Annotated in this window: 14 protein-coding genes; 4 read left to right on the top strand and 10 right to left on the bottom strand. The window is 62.9% G+C overall.

What is annotated here, in order from left to right:
- The first annotated feature begins 66 nt into the window (after positions 1-66).
- From lpdA to AC07R0_RS19015, 3 genes are all read left to right on the top strand, one after another.
- On the top strand, positions 67-1,485 hold the full coding sequence (gene lpdA, locus AC07R0_RS19025; protein ID WP_495106000.1) for a dihydrolipoyl dehydrogenase: 1,419 nt from the start codon (positions 67-69) through the stop codon (positions 1,483-1,485).
- 85 nt (positions 1,486-1,570) lie between these two features.
- A complete protein-coding gene (zapE, locus tag AC07R0_RS19020) occupies positions 1,571-2,668 on the top strand; it encodes a cell division protein ZapE (protein ID WP_495074589.1) in 1,098 nt (365 codons plus the stop codon).
- Complete coding sequence (locus AC07R0_RS19015) at positions 2,665-3,297, top strand: hypothetical protein (protein WP_495105999.1); 633 nt, start codon at positions 2,665-2,667, stop codon at positions 3,295-3,297. The genes zapE and AC07R0_RS19015 overlap by 4 nt, the downstream gene beginning before the upstream one ends.
- Positions 3,298-3,320: 23 nt before the next feature.
- Here the strand turns inward: AC07R0_RS19015 and AC07R0_RS19010 are convergent, their stop codons facing one another.
- From AC07R0_RS19010 to AC07R0_RS18975, 8 genes are all read right to left on the bottom strand, one after another.
- Positions 3,321-5,129, bottom strand: a complete 1,809-nt coding sequence (locus tag AC07R0_RS19010) for a M14 family metallopeptidase (RefSeq protein ID WP_495105998.1) — start codon at positions 5,127-5,129, stop codon at positions 3,321-3,323.
- Between the two features lie 238 nt (positions 5,130-5,367).
- Positions 5,368-5,628 carry a cryptochrome/photolyase family protein gene (locus tag AC07R0_RS19005; protein WP_495106109.1) on the bottom strand — a complete coding sequence of 87 codons (261 nt, stop codon included), beginning with the start codon at positions 5,626-5,628 and terminating at the stop codon, positions 5,368-5,370.
- Complete coding sequence (locus tag AC07R0_RS19000) at positions 5,604-5,789, bottom strand: DUF2256 domain-containing protein (RefSeq protein WP_495105997.1); 186 nt, start codon at positions 5,787-5,789, stop codon at positions 5,604-5,606. The genes AC07R0_RS19005 and AC07R0_RS19000 overlap by 25 nt, the downstream gene beginning before the upstream one ends.
- Positions 5,790-5,798: 9 nt before the next feature.
- Entirely contained in the window at positions 5,799-6,101 is a 303-nt protein-coding gene (locus AC07R0_RS18995) for a high-potential iron-sulfur protein (protein WP_495105996.1), read from the bottom strand.
- A 133-nt stretch (positions 6,102-6,234) separates the two neighbouring features.
- Positions 6,235-7,002 carry an ABC transporter permease gene (locus AC07R0_RS18990; protein ID WP_495105995.1) on the bottom strand — a complete coding sequence of 256 codons (768 nt, stop codon included), beginning with the start codon at positions 7,000-7,002 and terminating at the stop codon, positions 6,235-6,237.
- On the bottom strand, positions 6,999-7,805 hold the full coding sequence (locus AC07R0_RS18985) for an ABC transporter ATP-binding protein (protein WP_495105994.1): 807 nt from the start codon (positions 7,803-7,805) through the stop codon (positions 6,999-7,001). Before AC07R0_RS18985 ends, AC07R0_RS18990 begins: the two co-directional genes overlap by 4 nt.
- 67 nt (positions 7,806-7,872) lie before the next feature.
- Complete coding sequence (locus AC07R0_RS18980) at positions 7,873-8,904, bottom strand: ABC transporter substrate-binding protein (RefSeq protein WP_495105993.1); 1,032 nt, start codon at positions 8,902-8,904, stop codon at positions 7,873-7,875.
- Between the two features lie 115 nt (positions 8,905-9,019).
- Positions 9,020-11,332, bottom strand: coding sequence for an NADP-dependent malic enzyme (locus AC07R0_RS18975; RefSeq protein WP_495074583.1), 2,313 nt, complete (start codon positions 11,330-11,332; stop codon positions 9,020-9,022).
- A 377-nt stretch (positions 11,333-11,709) separates the two neighbouring features.
- On the opposite strand from AC07R0_RS18975, the gene AC07R0_RS18970 reads away from it, so the two are divergent.
- Positions 11,710-12,996: an OmpP1/FadL family transporter gene (locus AC07R0_RS18970; RefSeq protein ID WP_495105992.1), complete on the top strand. Its 1,287-nt coding sequence runs from the start codon at positions 11,710-11,712 to the stop codon at positions 12,994-12,996.
- Positions 12,997-13,089: 93 nt separating this feature from the next.
- On the opposite strand, the gene AC07R0_RS18965 is transcribed toward AC07R0_RS18970, so the two are convergent.
- Positions 13,090-14,313, bottom strand: a complete 1,224-nt coding sequence (locus AC07R0_RS18965) for a M20 family metallopeptidase (RefSeq protein ID WP_495105991.1) — start codon at positions 14,311-14,313, stop codon at positions 13,090-13,092.
- On the bottom strand, positions 14,310-16,085 hold the full coding sequence (gene uraD, locus AC07R0_RS18960) for a 2-oxo-4-hydroxy-4-carboxy-5-ureidoimidazoline decarboxylase (protein WP_495105990.1): 1,776 nt from the start codon (positions 16,083-16,085) through the stop codon (positions 14,310-14,312). Before uraD ends, AC07R0_RS18965 begins: the two co-directional genes overlap by 4 nt.
- Position 16,086: the final 1 nt, after the last annotated feature.

The raw sequence follows: 16,086 nt of genomic DNA, 5'->3' as shown, positions 1-16,086 counted from the left end.
GGTTTCAAGGGCAGCCCAGGCTGCCCTTGTTCCATGGGTCTTTACGTAATCAGATTGGAAGTTTTCATGAGTAAGAATTTTGACGTGATCGTCATCGGCGGCGGCCCCGGTGGCTATGTGGCCGCCATCCGTGCAGCCCAACTGGGCTTTAACGTGGCCTGTATCGATGAGTGGAAAAACGCCAAGGGCGGCCCCGCTTTGGGCGGCACCTGCACCAACGTGGGCTGCATTCCCTCCAAGGCGCTGCTGCAGTCCAGCGAGCACTTTGACCAGGCCAGCCACCACTTTGCCGACCACGGTATTTCCGTCTCCGGCCTGGAGATGGATGTGGCCAAGATGATCGCCCGCAAGGACATCGTCGTGAAGCAGAACAACGACGGCATTCAGTACCTGTTCAAAAAGAACAAGATCACCTTCTTCCACGGCCGTGGCACTTTCGCTGCAGCCAAGGACGGCGGCTACGAGATCACCGTGGGCGAAGAGTCCCTGGTCGGCAAGCACATCATCATCGCCACTGGCTCCAATGCCCGTGCCTTGCCCGGCACGCCGTTTGACGAAGAACTGGTGCTGTCCAACGACGGCGCGTTGCGCGTCGGCGCTGTGCCGAAGAAGCTGGGCCTGATCGGCTCCGGCGTGATCGGTCTGGAAATGGGTTCGGTCTGGCGCCGTCTGGGTGCCGAAGTCACCATCCTCGAAGGTCTGCCAACTTTCCTGGGCGCGGTGGACGAGCAGATCGCCAAGGAAGCCAAAAAGGCTTTCGACAAGCAAGGCCTGAAGATCAACCTCGGCGTGAAGGTCGGCGAGATCAAGACCAGCAAGAAGGGCGTGAACATCGCCTACACCGATGCCAAGGGCGAAGCCCAGACGCTGGACGTGGACAAGCTGATCGTCTCCATCGGCCGCGTGCCCAACACCATCGGCCTGGGTGCCGAAGTGGTTGGCCTGGCCCTGGACGAGCGCGGCGCGATTACGGTAGACGGCGACTGCAAGACCAACCTGCCCAATGTCTGGGCGGTGGGTGACGTGGTGCGCGGCCCCATGCTGGCGCACAAGGCCGAGGAAGAAGGCGTGGCGGTTGCCGAGCGCATCGCCGGCCAGCACGGCCATGTGAACTTCAACACCGTGCCTTGGGTGATTTACACGAACCCCGAAATCGCCTGGGTCGGCCAGACTGAGCAGCAGCTCAAGGGCGCAGGCCGTGCCTACAAGGCCGGTACCTTCCCCTTCCTGGCGAACGGCCGCGCACGTGCGCTGGGCGATACCACCGGCATGGTGAAGATGTTGGCCGACGCGACCACGGACGAAATCCTGGGCGTGCACATCGTCGGCCCACAGGCCAGCGAGCTGATCGCCGAGTGCGTGATGGCCATGGAATTCCGCGCCAGCGCAGAAGACATCGCCCGCATCTGCCACGCCCACCCCAGCTTGAGCGAGTCCACCAAGGAAGCCGCTCTGGCCGTGGACAAGCGCACGCTGAACTTCTAATCCCGTTTTAGAAGAAAAAGGCTGCCAGCGCAGAATATATCTGCGCTGGCAGCTATTTAATTTGTAGCAACCGGAGTTTTTCTCTTTGAGCGTCAAACAGGCCTACGAGGCAGAACTGGCCCAGCGTGGCTACACCGCCGATCCGGCGCAGTTGCGCGCCGTGGAAGCACTGGAGCGTTGTGCTTCCGAGTGGGCAGCGTACAAAGAGAAGCGTTCCAACGCACTCAAGAAACTCATCAACCGCCCGGAGATTCCGCGCGGCGTCTACATGTACGGCGGGGTGGGACGTGGCAAAAGCTTTCTGATGGATTGCTTCTATAACGCCGTGCCGTTGCGGCGCAAAACCCGGCTGCACTTTCATGAATTCATGCGCGAGGTGCACCGCGAGCTGCAGGAGCTGCAGGGCACGGTGAACCCGCTGGACGAGCTGGGCAAACGCATGGCCAAGCGCTACCGCTTGATCTGCTTTGATGAATTCCACGTAGCCGACATCACCGACGCGATGATCCTGCACCGGCTGCTGGCAGCGTTGTTCGCCAATGGCGTGGGCTTTGTCACCACCTCCAACTTCAAGCCCGACGACTTGTACCCGAACGGCCTGCACCGCGACCGTATCCTGCCTGCGATCGCCTTGCTGAATGAGAAGCTGGAAGTGCTGAGCGTGGACAACGGCACCGATTACCGCCGCCGCACGCTGGAGCAGGTCAAGCTCTACCATACCCCGCTGGGCCCTGAAGCGGACCAGGAGATGACCAATGCCTTCAACCGCCTGGCCGAGACGCAGGATGAAGACCCCATACTGCACATCGAAGCCCGCGAGATACGGGCCCGGCGCAAGGCCGGTGGTGTGGTGTGGTTCGACTTCCGCGAGCTGTGCGGCGGGCCGCGTTCGCAAAACGATTATCTGGAAATCGCCAGCCAGTTCCATACCGTGCTGCTCAGCGATGTGCCGTACATGCCCGTGAACATGGCGTCGCCGGCGCGGCGCTTTACCTGGTTGGTGGACGTGCTGTACGACCGCCGCTGCAAGCTGATCATGTCGGCCGCCGTGGCTCCCGAGGCGTTGTACACAGACGGCCCGCTGGCCCACGAGTTCCCGCGTACCGTGTCACGCCTGACCGAGATGCAGTCCACCGAATTCCTGGCGCTGGAGCGCCGTATCGTCGATACGCACATCACATGAAAAAGCCTCTGATTCTTTGCCTCTGCCTGCTGGGGGTGAGCCTTGCCCAGGCGCAGACCGATACCTCGGCCGACACCGAGCAGGCCGAACGCAACCGCATCCAGTCTGAACGCGCGCAGATACAGCAGCGTTTCGACCAGGAAGAGGTCCACTGCTACCAGAAGTTTGCCGTGAACGATTGCAAGGATGCAAACCGTGCCCAGCGGCGTGACCAGATGGCCGACCTTCGCCGCCAGGAGATTTTGCTCAACGATGCCGCACGCAAGCGCAAGGGTGCCGAGCAGCTGCAGCGCATGGAGCAAAAGGCTGCCGAAGAAAGCCCGCCGGCCAGTGCAACGCCAGCCGAGAAGAGCGTGGGTACGGTGCGTACACCGACCCCTTCCACGCCACGCCAACCCCATACCGCCGCTCAGGCCGCACAAGAAAAAGCCGCCCGCAAAGCCACGCTGGACAGCAAGCAAAAGGCTTTTGAAGAAGCCCAGGCAGCCCGCGCGCGCAAGGCTGCGACGGCCGGGGAAGAGCGTGCACGCTATCTGCGTAAGCAGCAGGACGCTGCCGAGCACGCCGAGCAGACGCGCAAGCGCAACGCCGAAAACACCAAGACACCGGCGGCTCCGCTGCCGCCCTGAGGCTTACGAGCTGCCCTGTAAGGTCAGGGTAGCTTTTCCATCCGCACCGTAGGTTCGGCAGTGACGCGTGACAAATCGCGCAAGCCATCCAGCAGGTGGTTGGCGAAATAACTGTTCTGCGTGTCCGGCTCCATGGCCGCCAGCACCAGATTGCCCATGGGTTGGCTTAGCGGCACATAAAAGCTGTTTTGCGGCGCATCCACCACGCCCGGCACCAGCGTGACCTTGGTCTGGACGATGGGCGCGCCGTCCTGGATAGCGCCGCGCACGTCTTGCCGGCTGCCTTCGCTGCGGCTGCTTTCTAGATAGGCCTCGCCCAGCAGCGAACCGGGTTCCGTGACCCGCATCACCTGCACCCCCAGCATCTGCAAACGGTCCACGGCCACGGTCGAGGTGGCCGACAGCCAGTAGCCGCAGGGGCGGCTGCGGGTTTTGGTGTTTTGCAGCTCCAGGGCGGAATTCCAGTCCACCGTGACCTTGCGGTCAGCGCCCGTGTTCGGGTCCAGCAGGGTCAGGGTGTACTGGGCGCTGGTGGGGCCGGCTTCCACCACGGCTTTGCCACGGCAGGCCTGGCTGGCCACGTCACGCTCCATATAGGGCCGTAGTTGGTTCAGCTCGTCGCTGCGGCTGGCCGTGCTTTGCAGCATGCTGACCATGGCCGTGACCTGGGTGTGGACGCGGCGCTGGATGTGCTGGCGGCCGATGCCCACGCCCCGGGTTTCGACCAGCATGCTGACCGTGTTTTTCAGGCCGTTGACGTTGCGCCCGGTATCGGGCTGCGTGCCGCCCATGGACACCAGCAGGTCGTCCGCCGTGTTGCTGGTGGTGTAGTACCACTCGCTGCTGAGCTTCTGGTTCTTCAGGGCGGCCAGCAGGGGGCGGCGAAACCATTCCTCAGAGGCGCGGGTCAGAAACTCGGGCAGGTTGGCCGTCATGGCGTACTGCAGCAGCGCGTCGTATTTCTGGACGCCACCAAACTTTTGCAGATAGCGGCCCGCCACCGTGTACTCGTGCGCGTCCACCACCACCATGGGCTGGTAGTTGCGCTCCAGCTGAGCCAGTGCGCGGGCTTCCGGCGTATTCAGCAGCAGGTGGTCGCGGTTCATGTCGATGCCGTTGGCGGTAGCGCGCTGGTTGGCGGCCGCTCCATCGGGGTTAGCGCGTGGCACCACGATGACATTGATCTTGTCCAGCATGGGCTCCAGCAGGCCCTGGCTGAGTTCGCGGGCCACCACCAGCAGCGCCTCGCTGCCGGCGGGTTCATTGCCATGTTGCTGCCCCACCAGTAGCACGGTGGGGCGTCCGGTGGCCAGCACCGTGGGGGCGTCGGGGCTGGACGCCCGGGTCAGCAACAGGGCGACCAGGGGCGAGCCTTGCTGCGATTGGCCCATGGACAGCACCGTGGCCTTGACGCCCGGGCTGGGGTGGGCGGCCAGCTCGTTGAGCCAGTCGATGATTTCCGGGTTTGTGGTGAAGTTGCTGCGTCCGCTCTGCAGACCGGGCGTGCTGTAGGCCAGCGGCGGTGCCGGGAAGCGCGCAGCCACTGCCGGGCTTTCCGTGGCATCGGCACCGGTATCGCTCAGTGCGACGGCCTGTGGGGGATTGACCGGGCTGGCCACGGCCGCCGGAGGGGCTGCCGCTGGCTTGCTTGGTGCGGGGGGCGACGTGGGTGCAATGCGCGTGGGTGCTGTCGTGTCGGCGGACGTGGGCCAGGGCGGCAGCGGCGTGGATGAGCAAGCGACTTGCAGCAGCACCAGCGCGGCTAGGCAGGCTGCATAGACCGGGCGGGTGGCAGGGAGCACGGGAGAGGCGGTGCGCATACGAGGGGTCATGGTGGCCAAACTGCTCTGCTATGGAATGTGGCATGTTAACGGAAGGTATCTCCGTTGTTCAGCCTGCTGGCAGCAACTGGACAGCCTTCTTTGCCCCCAAGCCCTGCAACCCTAATGTCGTAGGGCCACTTGTTTCTGTGTGAGATGCTTGCGCTGCATAAAGCAGGTGAATGCAAGCCGTTTTGCCGCCGGTGGTTGACCGCGCCGTGCACTTTTACGGTTTCTGCGCGTACGCCATTCACCCCAATTGTTTAAATGAGCTTATTGCAGTTCGGCAGCAGGTTGCCCCGGTTCTCCGCCTGGTCCAGGTGGGTGTAATGCAGTGGTAGGTCTGCGCAAAGTGGCGCACGGCGGCCAGAAAGAGCGCGATGCGCTGCTTGCTGGACCAGATATGGGTGGATTCTTCGGCCATCTCGGCCATCCACACCACATCCTGTGCAGGGTTGACGACGTCGACGGCCGAAGAGTTCAGGTTCAGCTGGTCGCCCGGCACGAGCACCAAGTGCCTAATTTTTTTGCCTTACGACAAGCGCCGGAGCAGTACTTCACCTCGTCCCAGGTCTTGGCCCAGCGTTTACGCCAGGTCATGGTCCGGCCACAGGCCGCGCAGAGTTTGCTGGGCAGGGACTGCTTGTTGCCCTTGAACGAGGCCGGCGACATGGACCGGAATTAACCCTTCTTGGCCCAGGCGCTGCACCAGCCCTTGGCCGAGACAACCTTGCCGGCGAACAGGGGGCAGGCACCGGTGGCATCGCCGGCCTTGCCTTGGTATAGGGCGCAGCTACCGCAGTTTTGGCCGGCAGCGTACTTGGGGTATTTTTTAACGTCGGCCTTGGTGCCGTCGGTCACATAGCCGAGGGCAGCAGCTTGGGGGTCTTTGTCATCGACTTTGGCCTGAGCGCGTGCCATCGTGCTCAGTGCGGCACCGCCAGCGGCGACTGCCATCAAAAATACGCGTCGTTGGGTCTTCATGGGGTTTCCTTATGAGCGCCCGCTTAAAACTGCGGACGGCTGCCGTCAATAGCAACGGCAGTCGCAGCATACGCATAGTTCACAAGGTTTGTCTTGCGCCAAGTCAAGACACAACGGGGTAGTCTGCTACTGCTCAGTCATTTTGCGACCCGCGGTGCGCCCAGCCGGTCGTGTGCTTTTCCACGTAGCTGAACAGCTCGTACATGGCCATGGCCATCGCGCCCACCACCATCAGGCCGGCAAATGCCAGGCCCATCTGCATCGACGATCCCGCCGAGATCAGCAGGTAGCCAATGCCCTCGTTGGCGGCCGTCATCTCCGACACCGTGGTGCCCACGAAGGCCAGCGTGATCGCCACCTTCAGCGAGCCGAAGAAGTAGGGCATGGAGCGCGGCAGGCCGACCTTGACCAACACGTCCCAGCGCTTGGCGCCCAGCACCCGCAGCACGTCTTCCAGCTCGGGCTCCAGGGTCGCCAGGCCGGTGGCGATGTTCACCATGATGGGGAAGAAGCTGATCAGGAACGCGGTCAATATCGCCGGCCCGGTGCCGATGCCGAACCACACCACCAGGATGGGCACGAATGCCGCCTTGGGCAGGGCGTTGAAGGCCGTCATCAGCGGGTAGATGGCCGCATAGGCCAGGCGCGAGCTACCGACCACAAAGCCCAGCAGCACGCCGACCACGATCGCCAGGCCAAAGCCGGCCATGGTCACCCAGTAGGTGCGCCAGGCGTGGAGGGCGATGGGGCCCTTGAATTCGACCAGTTGGGTGGCGATGCGCCAGGGGCTGGGGAAGATGAATTCCGACACGTCGAAGGCGCTGCAGACGCCTTGCCACAGCAGCACGATGGCGACCAGCAGCACCCAGGGCGACCAGCGTTCCAGGGTCTTGGCGTTCATGGCGTGGTCTTTCGTATCGATCCGATGTGGCCGCGCAGCTCGTGCACGATGTCAGTGAATGCGGGCGTGTAGGTCAGCTCCAGTTCGCGCGGGCGCGGCAAGTTGATCTGTTTCTTGACGATGAAGCGGCCCGGGCTCATGCCCATGACGTAGACCGTGTCGGCCAGGAACACGCTCTCGCGCAGGTCGTGGGTGACCAGGATCACGTTGAAGCGCTGCTCGGTCCACAGGTCGCGTAGGATGCACCACAGCTCCTCGCGGGTGAAGGCGTCGAGCGCGCCGAAGGGTTCGTCCAGCAGCAGCATCTTGGGCTCGTGGATCAGCGCGCGGCAGATGCTGGCGCGCTGCTGCATGCCGCCCGACAGCTGCCAGGGGAATTTGTCCTCATAGCCGGCCAGGCCGACCTTTTGCAGCAGCTGGCGCGCACGCTGTTCGAACTCCTTGCGTTTGGCCTTGAACTGGCTGCGGTAGGGTTCGACGATTTCCAGCGGCAGCAGCACGTTGTCCACCGTGGTTCGCCAGGGCAGCAGCGACGGCGCCTGGAAGGCCATGCCGGAGATCTTCAACGGCCCGGTGACCGGCTGGCCGTCGATGCGGATGCTGCCCTTGGACGGCATCTTCAGCCCGGTGGCCAGCTTCATGAAGGTGGACTTGCCGCAGCCCGAGGGGCCGACGATGGCGATGAACTCGCCTTGCTGCACCTGCAGGTCGATGGCTTCGACGGCAAACTGGTTTTGCGCCCGCAACGTGTCGTTGTAGGCCAGCCAGACGTCGCGGAAGTCGACAAACGCGGGGGTATTCACAAATTTATAAGAAATAGGCCTCTGGCGCAGCTAGTACCTGCGCGAGCAGCTATAAAAAGAATAGTGTTTACTTCTTGGCGGGCAAGACGTTCAGCTCGGCAGCGCTGGGCAGGAAGCTGCCGTTCCACACCGCGTCCGGGTTCACGCGGGTCTTGGTGGCGAAGGCATCGGATACTTGGGATGCCATCAGCGACAGGCGCGGCGGCGTGGTTTTGCCAAAGCCTTCGGCATGCGCATTGGGTGTGTTGATGGCAGTGTCGATGGCCATGTTCAGGCGGCGCAGCTCCAGCGCCGTGTTGATGATGCCGTCGCGGGCTTTCACGTCTTCGACGGCGGCGGCGGGCTTTGCGATCACGTCCTTCATGCCCTTGGCAAAGGCCTGCAAAAAGGCTTTTACGGCAGCCGGGTTCTCCTTGATCAGCTTGGGCGAGGCGATGATGGCGTTGCCATACAGCTTGACGCCGAACTGCGGGTAGGGCAACACCACTACGTCTTCAGCCTTGGTGCCGCGTGCCTCCAGGTTCAGCAGCGAGGTGAAGGTGAAGCCGGTGATGGCGTCCACGTCACCACGTACCAGCATGGTTTCGCGCAGTGGCGGGTCCATGCTGGTCCACTGCACGCCGGTGATATTGTTGGCTTTGGCGAAGATGGGGAAGGCGCGGCGGCCGGCGTCGAACACCGGCGCGCCCAGCTTCTTGCCGCTGAGGTCGGCCGGGGTTTTGATGCCGGACTTCTTCAACACCATCACCGAGGCTGGGGTGTCGGCGTAGACCATCATCACGGCGACGGGTTTGTTGGGGGCGTCGGGGTTGTTGGCGTGGAACTCCATCAGTGCCGCCATATCGGCAAAGCCCATGTCATACGCGCCGGATGCCACGCGGGTGACGGCCCCACCCGAACCGTTGCCCGCATCAATGGTGACATCCAGCTTGGCGTCTTTGAAATAGCCCTTGGCTGCGGGGGTAAGGAAGAGGGCGGCAGGGCCTTCAAAGCGCCAGTCCAGCTGAAATTTGATGGGTGTGGTTTGGGCAAATGCCGGTACGGTGGCCAGCAGGGCGGCGCAGGCCAGGGCAGACTGCAAAAAGACGCGTTTGGTCATGGAGTTTCCAGAAAGAGTTAGCTGCATTAGAGCAAAAAAGGTGCCCATGCCCATAAAAAAACGCACCGTGCAGGTGCGTTCTTTGTGGCCCTCAGTTGCCCGAGGGGGCTGGTACTTATTTGTGCACGGTAGCGGCGTTGGCCACGGCCAGCGCAGTCATGTTGACCACACGGCGCACGGTGGCCGATGGGGTCAGAATGTGTGCAGAAGCAGCCGCACCCAGCAGGATCGGGCCCACGGTCACGCCCTGGCCGCCGGTCATCTTCAGCACGTTGAACAAGATGTTGGCCGCGTCCAGGTTGGGGCAGACCAGCAGATTGGCTTCGCCGTGCAGATTGGTCTCGGCGTCCATCAGCGAGGCTTCGCGCATGGGTTGCGACAGGGCCGCATCGCCTTGTAGTTCGCCATCGGATTCGATGTCGGGCGCCATGGCCTTGAACAGCTCGTGGGCCGCGCGCATCTTGCGGGCCGATGGGCGGTCCGACGAGCCGTAGTTGGAGTGCGACAGGAAGGCCACCTTGGGTGGCAGGCCGAAGCGGCTGACTTCGTCGGCAGCCATGACGGCGATGCTGGCCAGTTGTTCGGCAGTCGGATCTTCATTCACAAAGGCGTCGGTGATGAACAAGGTGTGCTTTTCCAGCATTAGCGCGTTGAGCGCGGCAAAGCCGGAGGCGCCTTTCTTTAGGCCGATGATGTCGCGCACGTGTTGCAGATGGCCTTCGTAGCGGCCCAGCAAGCCGCACAGCATGGCGTCGGCATCGCCCAGGCGCACCATCAGTGCGGCGATGGTGGTGTTGGAGCGGCGCACGGCGGCCTTGGCCACGTCTTGCGACACGCCACGGCGGCCCATCAGGCGGTGGTAGGTTTCCCAGTACTGGCGGAAGCGGGAGTCGTCTTCGGGGTTCACCACTTCCACGTCGGTGCCGATGCGGATGCGCAGGCCGGCCTTGAGGATGCGGGCCTCGATCACGGCGGGGCGGCCGATCAGGATGGGGTGGGCCAGGTTCTCGTCCACGGCCAACTGGGCGGCGCGCAGCGTGCGTTCGTCTTCACCTTCGGCATAGGCAACGCGCTTGGCGTTGGCGGGCACGGCCTTGGCGGCACTGAACACCGGGCGCATGAACATACCGGTTTGGTAGACGAAGCGCGACAGGCTTTGGCGGTAGGCCTCCATGTCCTTGATGGGGCGGGTGGCCACACCGGACTCTTCCGCGGCCTTGGCCACGGCGGGGGCGATGCGCAGGATCAGGCGCGAATCGAAGGGGGTGGGGATCAGGTAGTCGCTGCCGAACACCAGTTCCTTGCCAGCGTAGGCGGCGGCCACTTCTTCGCTGATGTCGGCCTTTGCCAGGTCGGCGATCTGGCGCACGCAGGCCAGCTTCATGGCTTCGGTGATCTTGGTGGCACCGCAGTCCAGCGCGCCACGGAAGATGTAGGGGAAGCACAGGACGTTGTTGACCTGGTTCGGGTAGTCGGAGCGGCCGGTGGCGATGATGCAGTCCGGGCGCACGGCTTTGGCCAGCTCGGGACGGATCTCGGGTTCGGGGTTGGCCAGCGCCAGGATGATGGGCTTGGCGGCCATGGTCTTGACCATCTCGGCCGTCAGCACGCCGGCGGCGGAGCAACCCAGGAATACGTCGGCTTCATTGACCGCATCGGCCAGCGTACGGGCCGAGGTGTCTTGGGCGTAGCGTTCCTTGGAGGCGTCGAAGCCGCCCGCGCGGCCGTGGTAGATCACACCCTTGGAGTCGCACACAAACACGTTCTTGCGCTGCACGCCCAGGCCGACCATCACGTCCAGGCAGGCAATGGCAGCTGCGCCGGCGCCGGACACGGCCACCTTCACGTCTTCAATTTTCTTGCCGACCAGTTCCAGGCCGTTCAGCAGGGCGGCGGAGGAGATGATGGCAGTGCCGTGCTGGTCGTCGTGGAACACCGGGATGTTCATGCGCTCGCGCAGTTTTTGCTCGATGTAGAAGCACTCTGGCGCCTTGATGTCTTCGAGGTTGATGCCACCCAGCGTGGGCTCCATGGCGGCGATGATGTCCACCAGCTTGTCGGGGTCGTTCTCGGCCAGTTCGATGTCGAACACGTCGATGCCGGCGAACTTCTTGAACAGGCAGCCCTTGCCTTCCATCACTGGCTTGGAGGCCAGCGGGCCGATATTGCCCAGGCCCAGCACAGCCGTGCCATTGGTGATCACGCCGACCAGGTTGCCGCGCGAGGTGTATTCGGCGGCCAGGGAGGGGTCACGTTCAATGTCCAGACAGGGGTAGGCCACACCTGGCGAGTAGGCCAGCGATAGGTCGCGCTGGTTGGACAGCGGCTTGGTCGGGGTGACGGAAATCTTGCCCTTGCTGGGGGTGCTGTGGTATTCCCGTGCGGCGTCGCGCAGAGCCATTTCGGCAGGGGAAATTTCTTTGGCCATTGAGTGTGTCCTCGAAGAATTTTTATGAAAGGTAAGCCTAACGCAAGCCACAGGCGATAAACATTGTGGAGCCTACTTACGTCGTGAAAAGTTATGCGAAGGATGTATGGCGTTATGCGATTAATGCAAGCTGGTCCGTCAGCGTGCGGGCCATGATCTTGGTAGCGTGGCGCAGGTCTTCCAGGTTCGGCCGTTCGTCGATGCACTTGGGGTGTACTTCAGTCTACAGATCCACGTGCAGCCCGGTTTCATGCTCTGGTGCTGTTCCGCAGGTGACATTGACAGCCCTTATAGACGCTTTGTTGGACATCTTCGTTGGTACAGTGTTATGTCGCGGACATAAACCAGACACATTTGTTAACAAACTTGGAGACACGATGAAAAACCACGATCTCAAACATCTATCGGCGCTCATCGCCGCGCTCTTTGCAGGTAGCGCCGGCGCGTCGGGCTTTCAACTGCTGGAGCAAAATGCCAGCGGCATTGGCAATGCCTTTGCCGGCTCTGCGGCGGTGGCCGAGAACGCCAGCACCATCTACTTCAATCCGGCCGGTATGACCGAGCTCAAAGACCGCGAGTTTTCGATTGGCGCGACCGCTATCAAGCCCGGCTTCAAGTTCCAGAACCAGGGCTCTTCGGTCGGCACGCTGGCCACCGCAGGCTCAGGCGGCGACGCCGGAAACTGGGGTGTGGTACCTAACGGCTACCTGTCGTGGAAGCTGCAGGACGGGTTGTACGCCGGTATCGGCTTCGGCGCGCCGTTTGGCTCCAAGACAGACTATGAAGCGCCCTGGACCGGCAGCGCGCAATCGAATCAGTTCGATGTCAAGACCTACAACATCAACCCATCGATTGCCTGGAAGGCCAACGACGTGGTTTCGTGGGGCTTTGGTCTGAACTGGCAGCGCCTTACGGCAGACTACTCGCGCCAACTTGCGGTGGTGCCAACCGTACCGCCAGGCCTGCCAGGCGCCACGCCGCTGGCACTGAGTATTGACGACAATGCCTGGGGCTGGAACGTGGGTGCGCTTATCAAGCTCGCACCAGCAACCAAGGTTGGTGTGTCGTATCGCTCCAAGATCAAGTACGACCTCACTGGCTCACTGACGGGTGGCAGCCCGTCGGCCGCAGTGAACGCAGCGATTGGCGCCAACGTCAAGGCCAGCGTGACTTTGCCTGACACCTTCATCGCCAGCGTGACGCACCAGCTCAACCCGAGCTGGGAGTTGCTGGGTGACCTGTCCTGGACCGGCTGGAGCAGCATTCCCAAGATCGACATCGTGCGCACTTCGGGCGCAGCTGCAGGTACCGTGGCGCAGACCCTGGACACCGAGTTCCGCGACACCTGGCGTGTGGCCGTGGGCGCCAACTACAAGTACAACGATGCCTGGAAGTTCAAGTACGGCGTAGCCTATGACCAGACTCCAGTGAAGGGCGCCACCACGCGCCTGGCCTCGTTGCCGGACAATAACCGCATCTGGCTCTCTACCGGTGCGCAGTGGAAGCTCTCGCAAGCCTCCACGCTGGACTTCGGTTTGGCCTATCTGTACTTGAAGGACGCACAGATCCAGAACAACCAGGCCGCTGCTGGTCGGGGGGCTTTGAACGGCACCTACAAGGACAGTGGTTGGGTCATGGGCCTGCAGTACTCGCAGAGCTTCTGATCGTTTGATCCACCGCGCGGCTGCCCGCGCTTTGACGAGAAAAGGCCCTGAATCGCGCAATGCGGTTCAGGGCCTTTTTTATGCAGTGAGTGACTACGCCAGCAAGTCGCGTAGCGTGCGCGCAATCACCTTGGTGGCGCGGCGCAGGTCTTCCAGGTCCAGCCTTTCGTCGGCACGCTTGGCGTGCGATTCCAGCACGGTGCGCGGGCCGGCGCCGTAGATCACGCCAGGGATGCCGGCCTCCGCATACAGCCGCACGTCGGTGTACAGCGGTGTGCCCATGGCCGGAATGGCCTCGCCAAACACTTCCAAGCCGTGCTTCTGTATGGCCTCGACCAGCGGCGCATTGCCGGGCAGGGGCTGCATGGAGTGGGCCAGCAGCAGGCGCTTGATGTCCACCGTGACGCCGGGTTGGCTGGCGGCCGCGTCTGCAATGATTTTGCGGATGTTGGCTTCGACTTCGACCGGGTTCTCTTCGGGAATCACACGGCGATCGAGTTTGAACGTGACCTTGCCAGGCACCACATTGGTATTGGTGCCGCCTTCGATCACGCCCACATTCAGGTAGGGGTGGGTGATGCCTTCAACCTGGGATGTGACTTGCTGGTACAGCGTGTTTTGCGCGTACAGGGCGTTCAGGATGTGGACTGCGCCCTGCAGCGCGTCTACGCCGCTGGTGGGGATGGCGGCGTGGGCCATCTTGCCGTGCACTGTGACTTCCATTTGCAGGCAGCCGTTGTGGGCTGTGACGACCTGGTAAGAGAAGCCAGCGGCAATCATCAGGTCGGGCCGGGTGATTTTGTTTTTTAGCAGCCAGCCCGGGCCGAGTTCGCCGCCGAATTCCTCGTCGTAGGTGAAGTGCAGCTCGACAGCACCCTTGAGCGGCAGGCCCAGGGATTCCAGCGCCCGCACCGCGAAGGTGAAGCTGGCGAAGTCGCCTTTGCTGACGGCCGTGGCTCGACCGTACATCTTGCCGTCAGCGATTTCAGCACCATACGGGTCATGTGTCCAACCGTCGCCAGGTGGCACCACGTCGCCGTGGGCATTCAAGGCAATGGTTTTGCCCGGGCCGTAGGCGCGGCGGACCACCAGATTTGTGATGGACTGCATGCCGGCGGCCTGTACCTCGGCGGCGGGCACGGCATGTTTCTCTGCTTCAAAGCCAAAGGCCTGCAGCAGCTCGGCCGTGCGCTCGGCGTGCGGTGCGTTGTTACCGGGCGGAGTGTCGGTGGAGACCTGGATCAGGGCTTGCAGGAATTGGACTTCGGCGTCGAAATGGTTGTCAATCCAGTCGTCTAGGCGGGCGTAATCTGTCATGGGGATTCGTTTGCGAGTTGGGTCAAAAGCTGGGAGAAGGCATCCACTGCCAGCTGCATATCGTTGTTGGTGCTGCTTTCCAGCGGGTTGTGGCTGATGCCGGAGTTCTGGCCGCGTACGAAGAGCATGGCCTGGGGCATGATTTCATGGAGCTTCATGGCGTCGTGGCCGGCGCCACTGGGCATGCGGTACAGGGGTACGCCCAGGCCGTCCACCGCACCTTCCCAGCGCTTCTGCCAGGCTGGTGCGCTGGGGGCGGCGGCGGCGCGCATGGCCTCGACCAGCGTGTAGCGCAGGCTGCGGCGTTCGCAGATGGTTTGCAGTGCGGCCACTACGTCGTCAGCCAGGGCGTCGCGCTGCGCATTGTTCGGCGCGCGCAGGTCCAGGCTGAACTGGCACAGGCCAGGCACCACGTTGATGGAGCCGTTGGGCACCTGCAGCATGCCCACGGTGCCGACCGAGTCACCATCGCGCGCGGCACGTTGCTCCACAAACAGCGCCAGCTCGGCCACGGCGGTGGCGGCGTCGCGGCGCCGGTCCATCGGGGTAGTGCCTGCATGGCAGGCCACGCCCTGAACCTCGCCGGTATAGCGCACGCTGCCGTTGATGGAGGTGACGATGCCCAGCGGAATATCCAGCTCGTTGAGCACCGGGCCCTGTTCTATATGGACCTCGACAAAGCCTAGGTAATTGGCGGCCTGGCGTTGCAGGGCCGGGATGTCTTCTATCCGCAAGCCTGCATGCTGCATGGCGGAGCGCATGCTGATGCCGTCGACGTCGGTCTGGTCCAGCCAGCTGGGGTTGAAGTCGCCAATCAGTGCGCCCGAACCCAGGAAGGTGGCTTTGTAGCGCTGGCCTTCTTCTTCTGCGAAGCCAACCACCTCCAGGTGGAAGGGCAGTCGCTTGCCTTGGCGCGCCAGTTCGCGCACACAGGCCAGGGGCACGTAAATGCCCAGGCGGCCGTCGTATTTGCCGCCGTTGCGCACCGTATCAAAGTGGCTGCCGGTGAGCAAGGTCTTGGCATCTGGCGTAGCAGCGTGGTAGCGGCCCACCACATTGCCCACGGCATCGATAGACACTTCGTCAAATCCGCAGTCGCGCATGGTGTCCACGATCTGCTGGGCGCAGGCGCGGTGCGCGTCGGTCAGGTAGGTGACGGTGAGCTGGCCCTTTTCGGCGTAGCCAGGGTCGGTGTGGATGCTGAGTGCTTCCTGCCAGTCCCAGACCAGATTGCCCAGCAAGGGCGCGCTGCCAAAGGCGTCGTCCAGCCGGATTTCCACGATGCGGTGGATGTTGCGCAGTGCTTCGGCCTGTTCAAAGTCTGCCGAGTTGCGCAGGCGGCGCTGGAAGGTGTCGATGATTTCTTGCTTGCTCAGGCCGGTGCCGCGCGGGCCGCGCACGGCCAGGATGAAAGGGAAGCCGTTGTGCGCACGGTAGTTGGCGTTGAGCTGCTGCAGCAGGGCCAGCTCTTCGGGCGTGCAGCGGGTCAGGCCGGCCTGGTTTTGCTCGTGGGTGGACTCGGCCGTCAGGCTGTTGGCCTCCATGGCCTTGCCTGCCAAGTCCGGGTGGGCGCGTATCAGGTCCAGCTGGGCCTGCTTGCCGGCCGCGGCCAGCACCTGCACCATGGCGTATTTAAATTGTGCGAGAGAGCGGAACGGGCGCTGCTGTAGCGCCTGCTCGGCGATCCAGGGCGAGTGTTCGTACAGGCCAGGCAACTGCTGCAACACGGTCGCCAGCGGAGCCGTGTTGAGGAAATCTAGCGTCAGTGCCATG

Source organism: Rhodoferax sp. GW821-FHT07F03, from assembly GCF_059418745.1.
Note: the sequence above shows the minus strand (reverse complement) of the source record. Positions and strands in the feature narration are given on the sequence as shown.

Bases quoted from the DNA above. Each gene is read 5' to 3' on its own strand.
- lpdA (WP_495106000.1), top strand. From the start codon at position 67: ATGAGTAAGAATTTTGACGTGATCGTCATCGGCGGCGGCCCCGGTGGC.
- AC07R0_RS19015 (WP_495105999.1), top strand. From the start codon at position 2,665: ATGAAAAAGCCTCTGATTCTTTGCCTCTGCCTGCTGGGGGTGAGCCTT.
- AC07R0_RS19010 (WP_495105998.1), bottom strand. From the start codon at position 5,129: ATGACCCCTCGTATGCGCACCGCCTCTCCCGTGCTCCCTGCCACCCGC.
- AC07R0_RS19000 (WP_495105997.1), bottom strand. From the start codon at position 5,789: ATGTCGCCGGCCTCGTTCAAGGGCAACAAGCAGTCCCTGCCCAGCAAA.
- AC07R0_RS18995 (WP_495105996.1), bottom strand. From the start codon at position 6,101: ATGAAGACCCAACGACGCGTATTTTTGATGGCAGTCGCCGCTGGCGGT.
- AC07R0_RS18990 (WP_495105995.1), bottom strand. From the start codon at position 7,002: ATGAACGCCAAGACCCTGGAACGCTGGTCGCCCTGGGTGCTGCTGGTC.
- AC07R0_RS18980 (WP_495105993.1), bottom strand. From the start codon at position 8,904: ATGACCAAACGCGTCTTTTTGCAGTCTGCCCTGGCCTGCGCCGCCCTG.
- AC07R0_RS18975 (WP_495074583.1), bottom strand. From the start codon at position 11,332: ATGGCCAAAGAAATTTCCCCTGCCGAAATGGCTCTGCGCGACGCCGCA.
- AC07R0_RS18970 (WP_495105992.1), top strand. From the start codon at position 11,710: ATGAAAAACCACGATCTCAAACATCTATCGGCGCTCATCGCCGCGCTC.
- AC07R0_RS18965 (WP_495105991.1), bottom strand. From the start codon at position 14,313: ATGACAGATTACGCCCGCCTAGACGACTGGATTGACAACCATTTCGAC.
- uraD (WP_495105990.1), bottom strand. From the start codon at position 16,085: ATGGCACTGACGCTAGATTTCCTCAACACGGCTCCGCTGGCGACCGTG.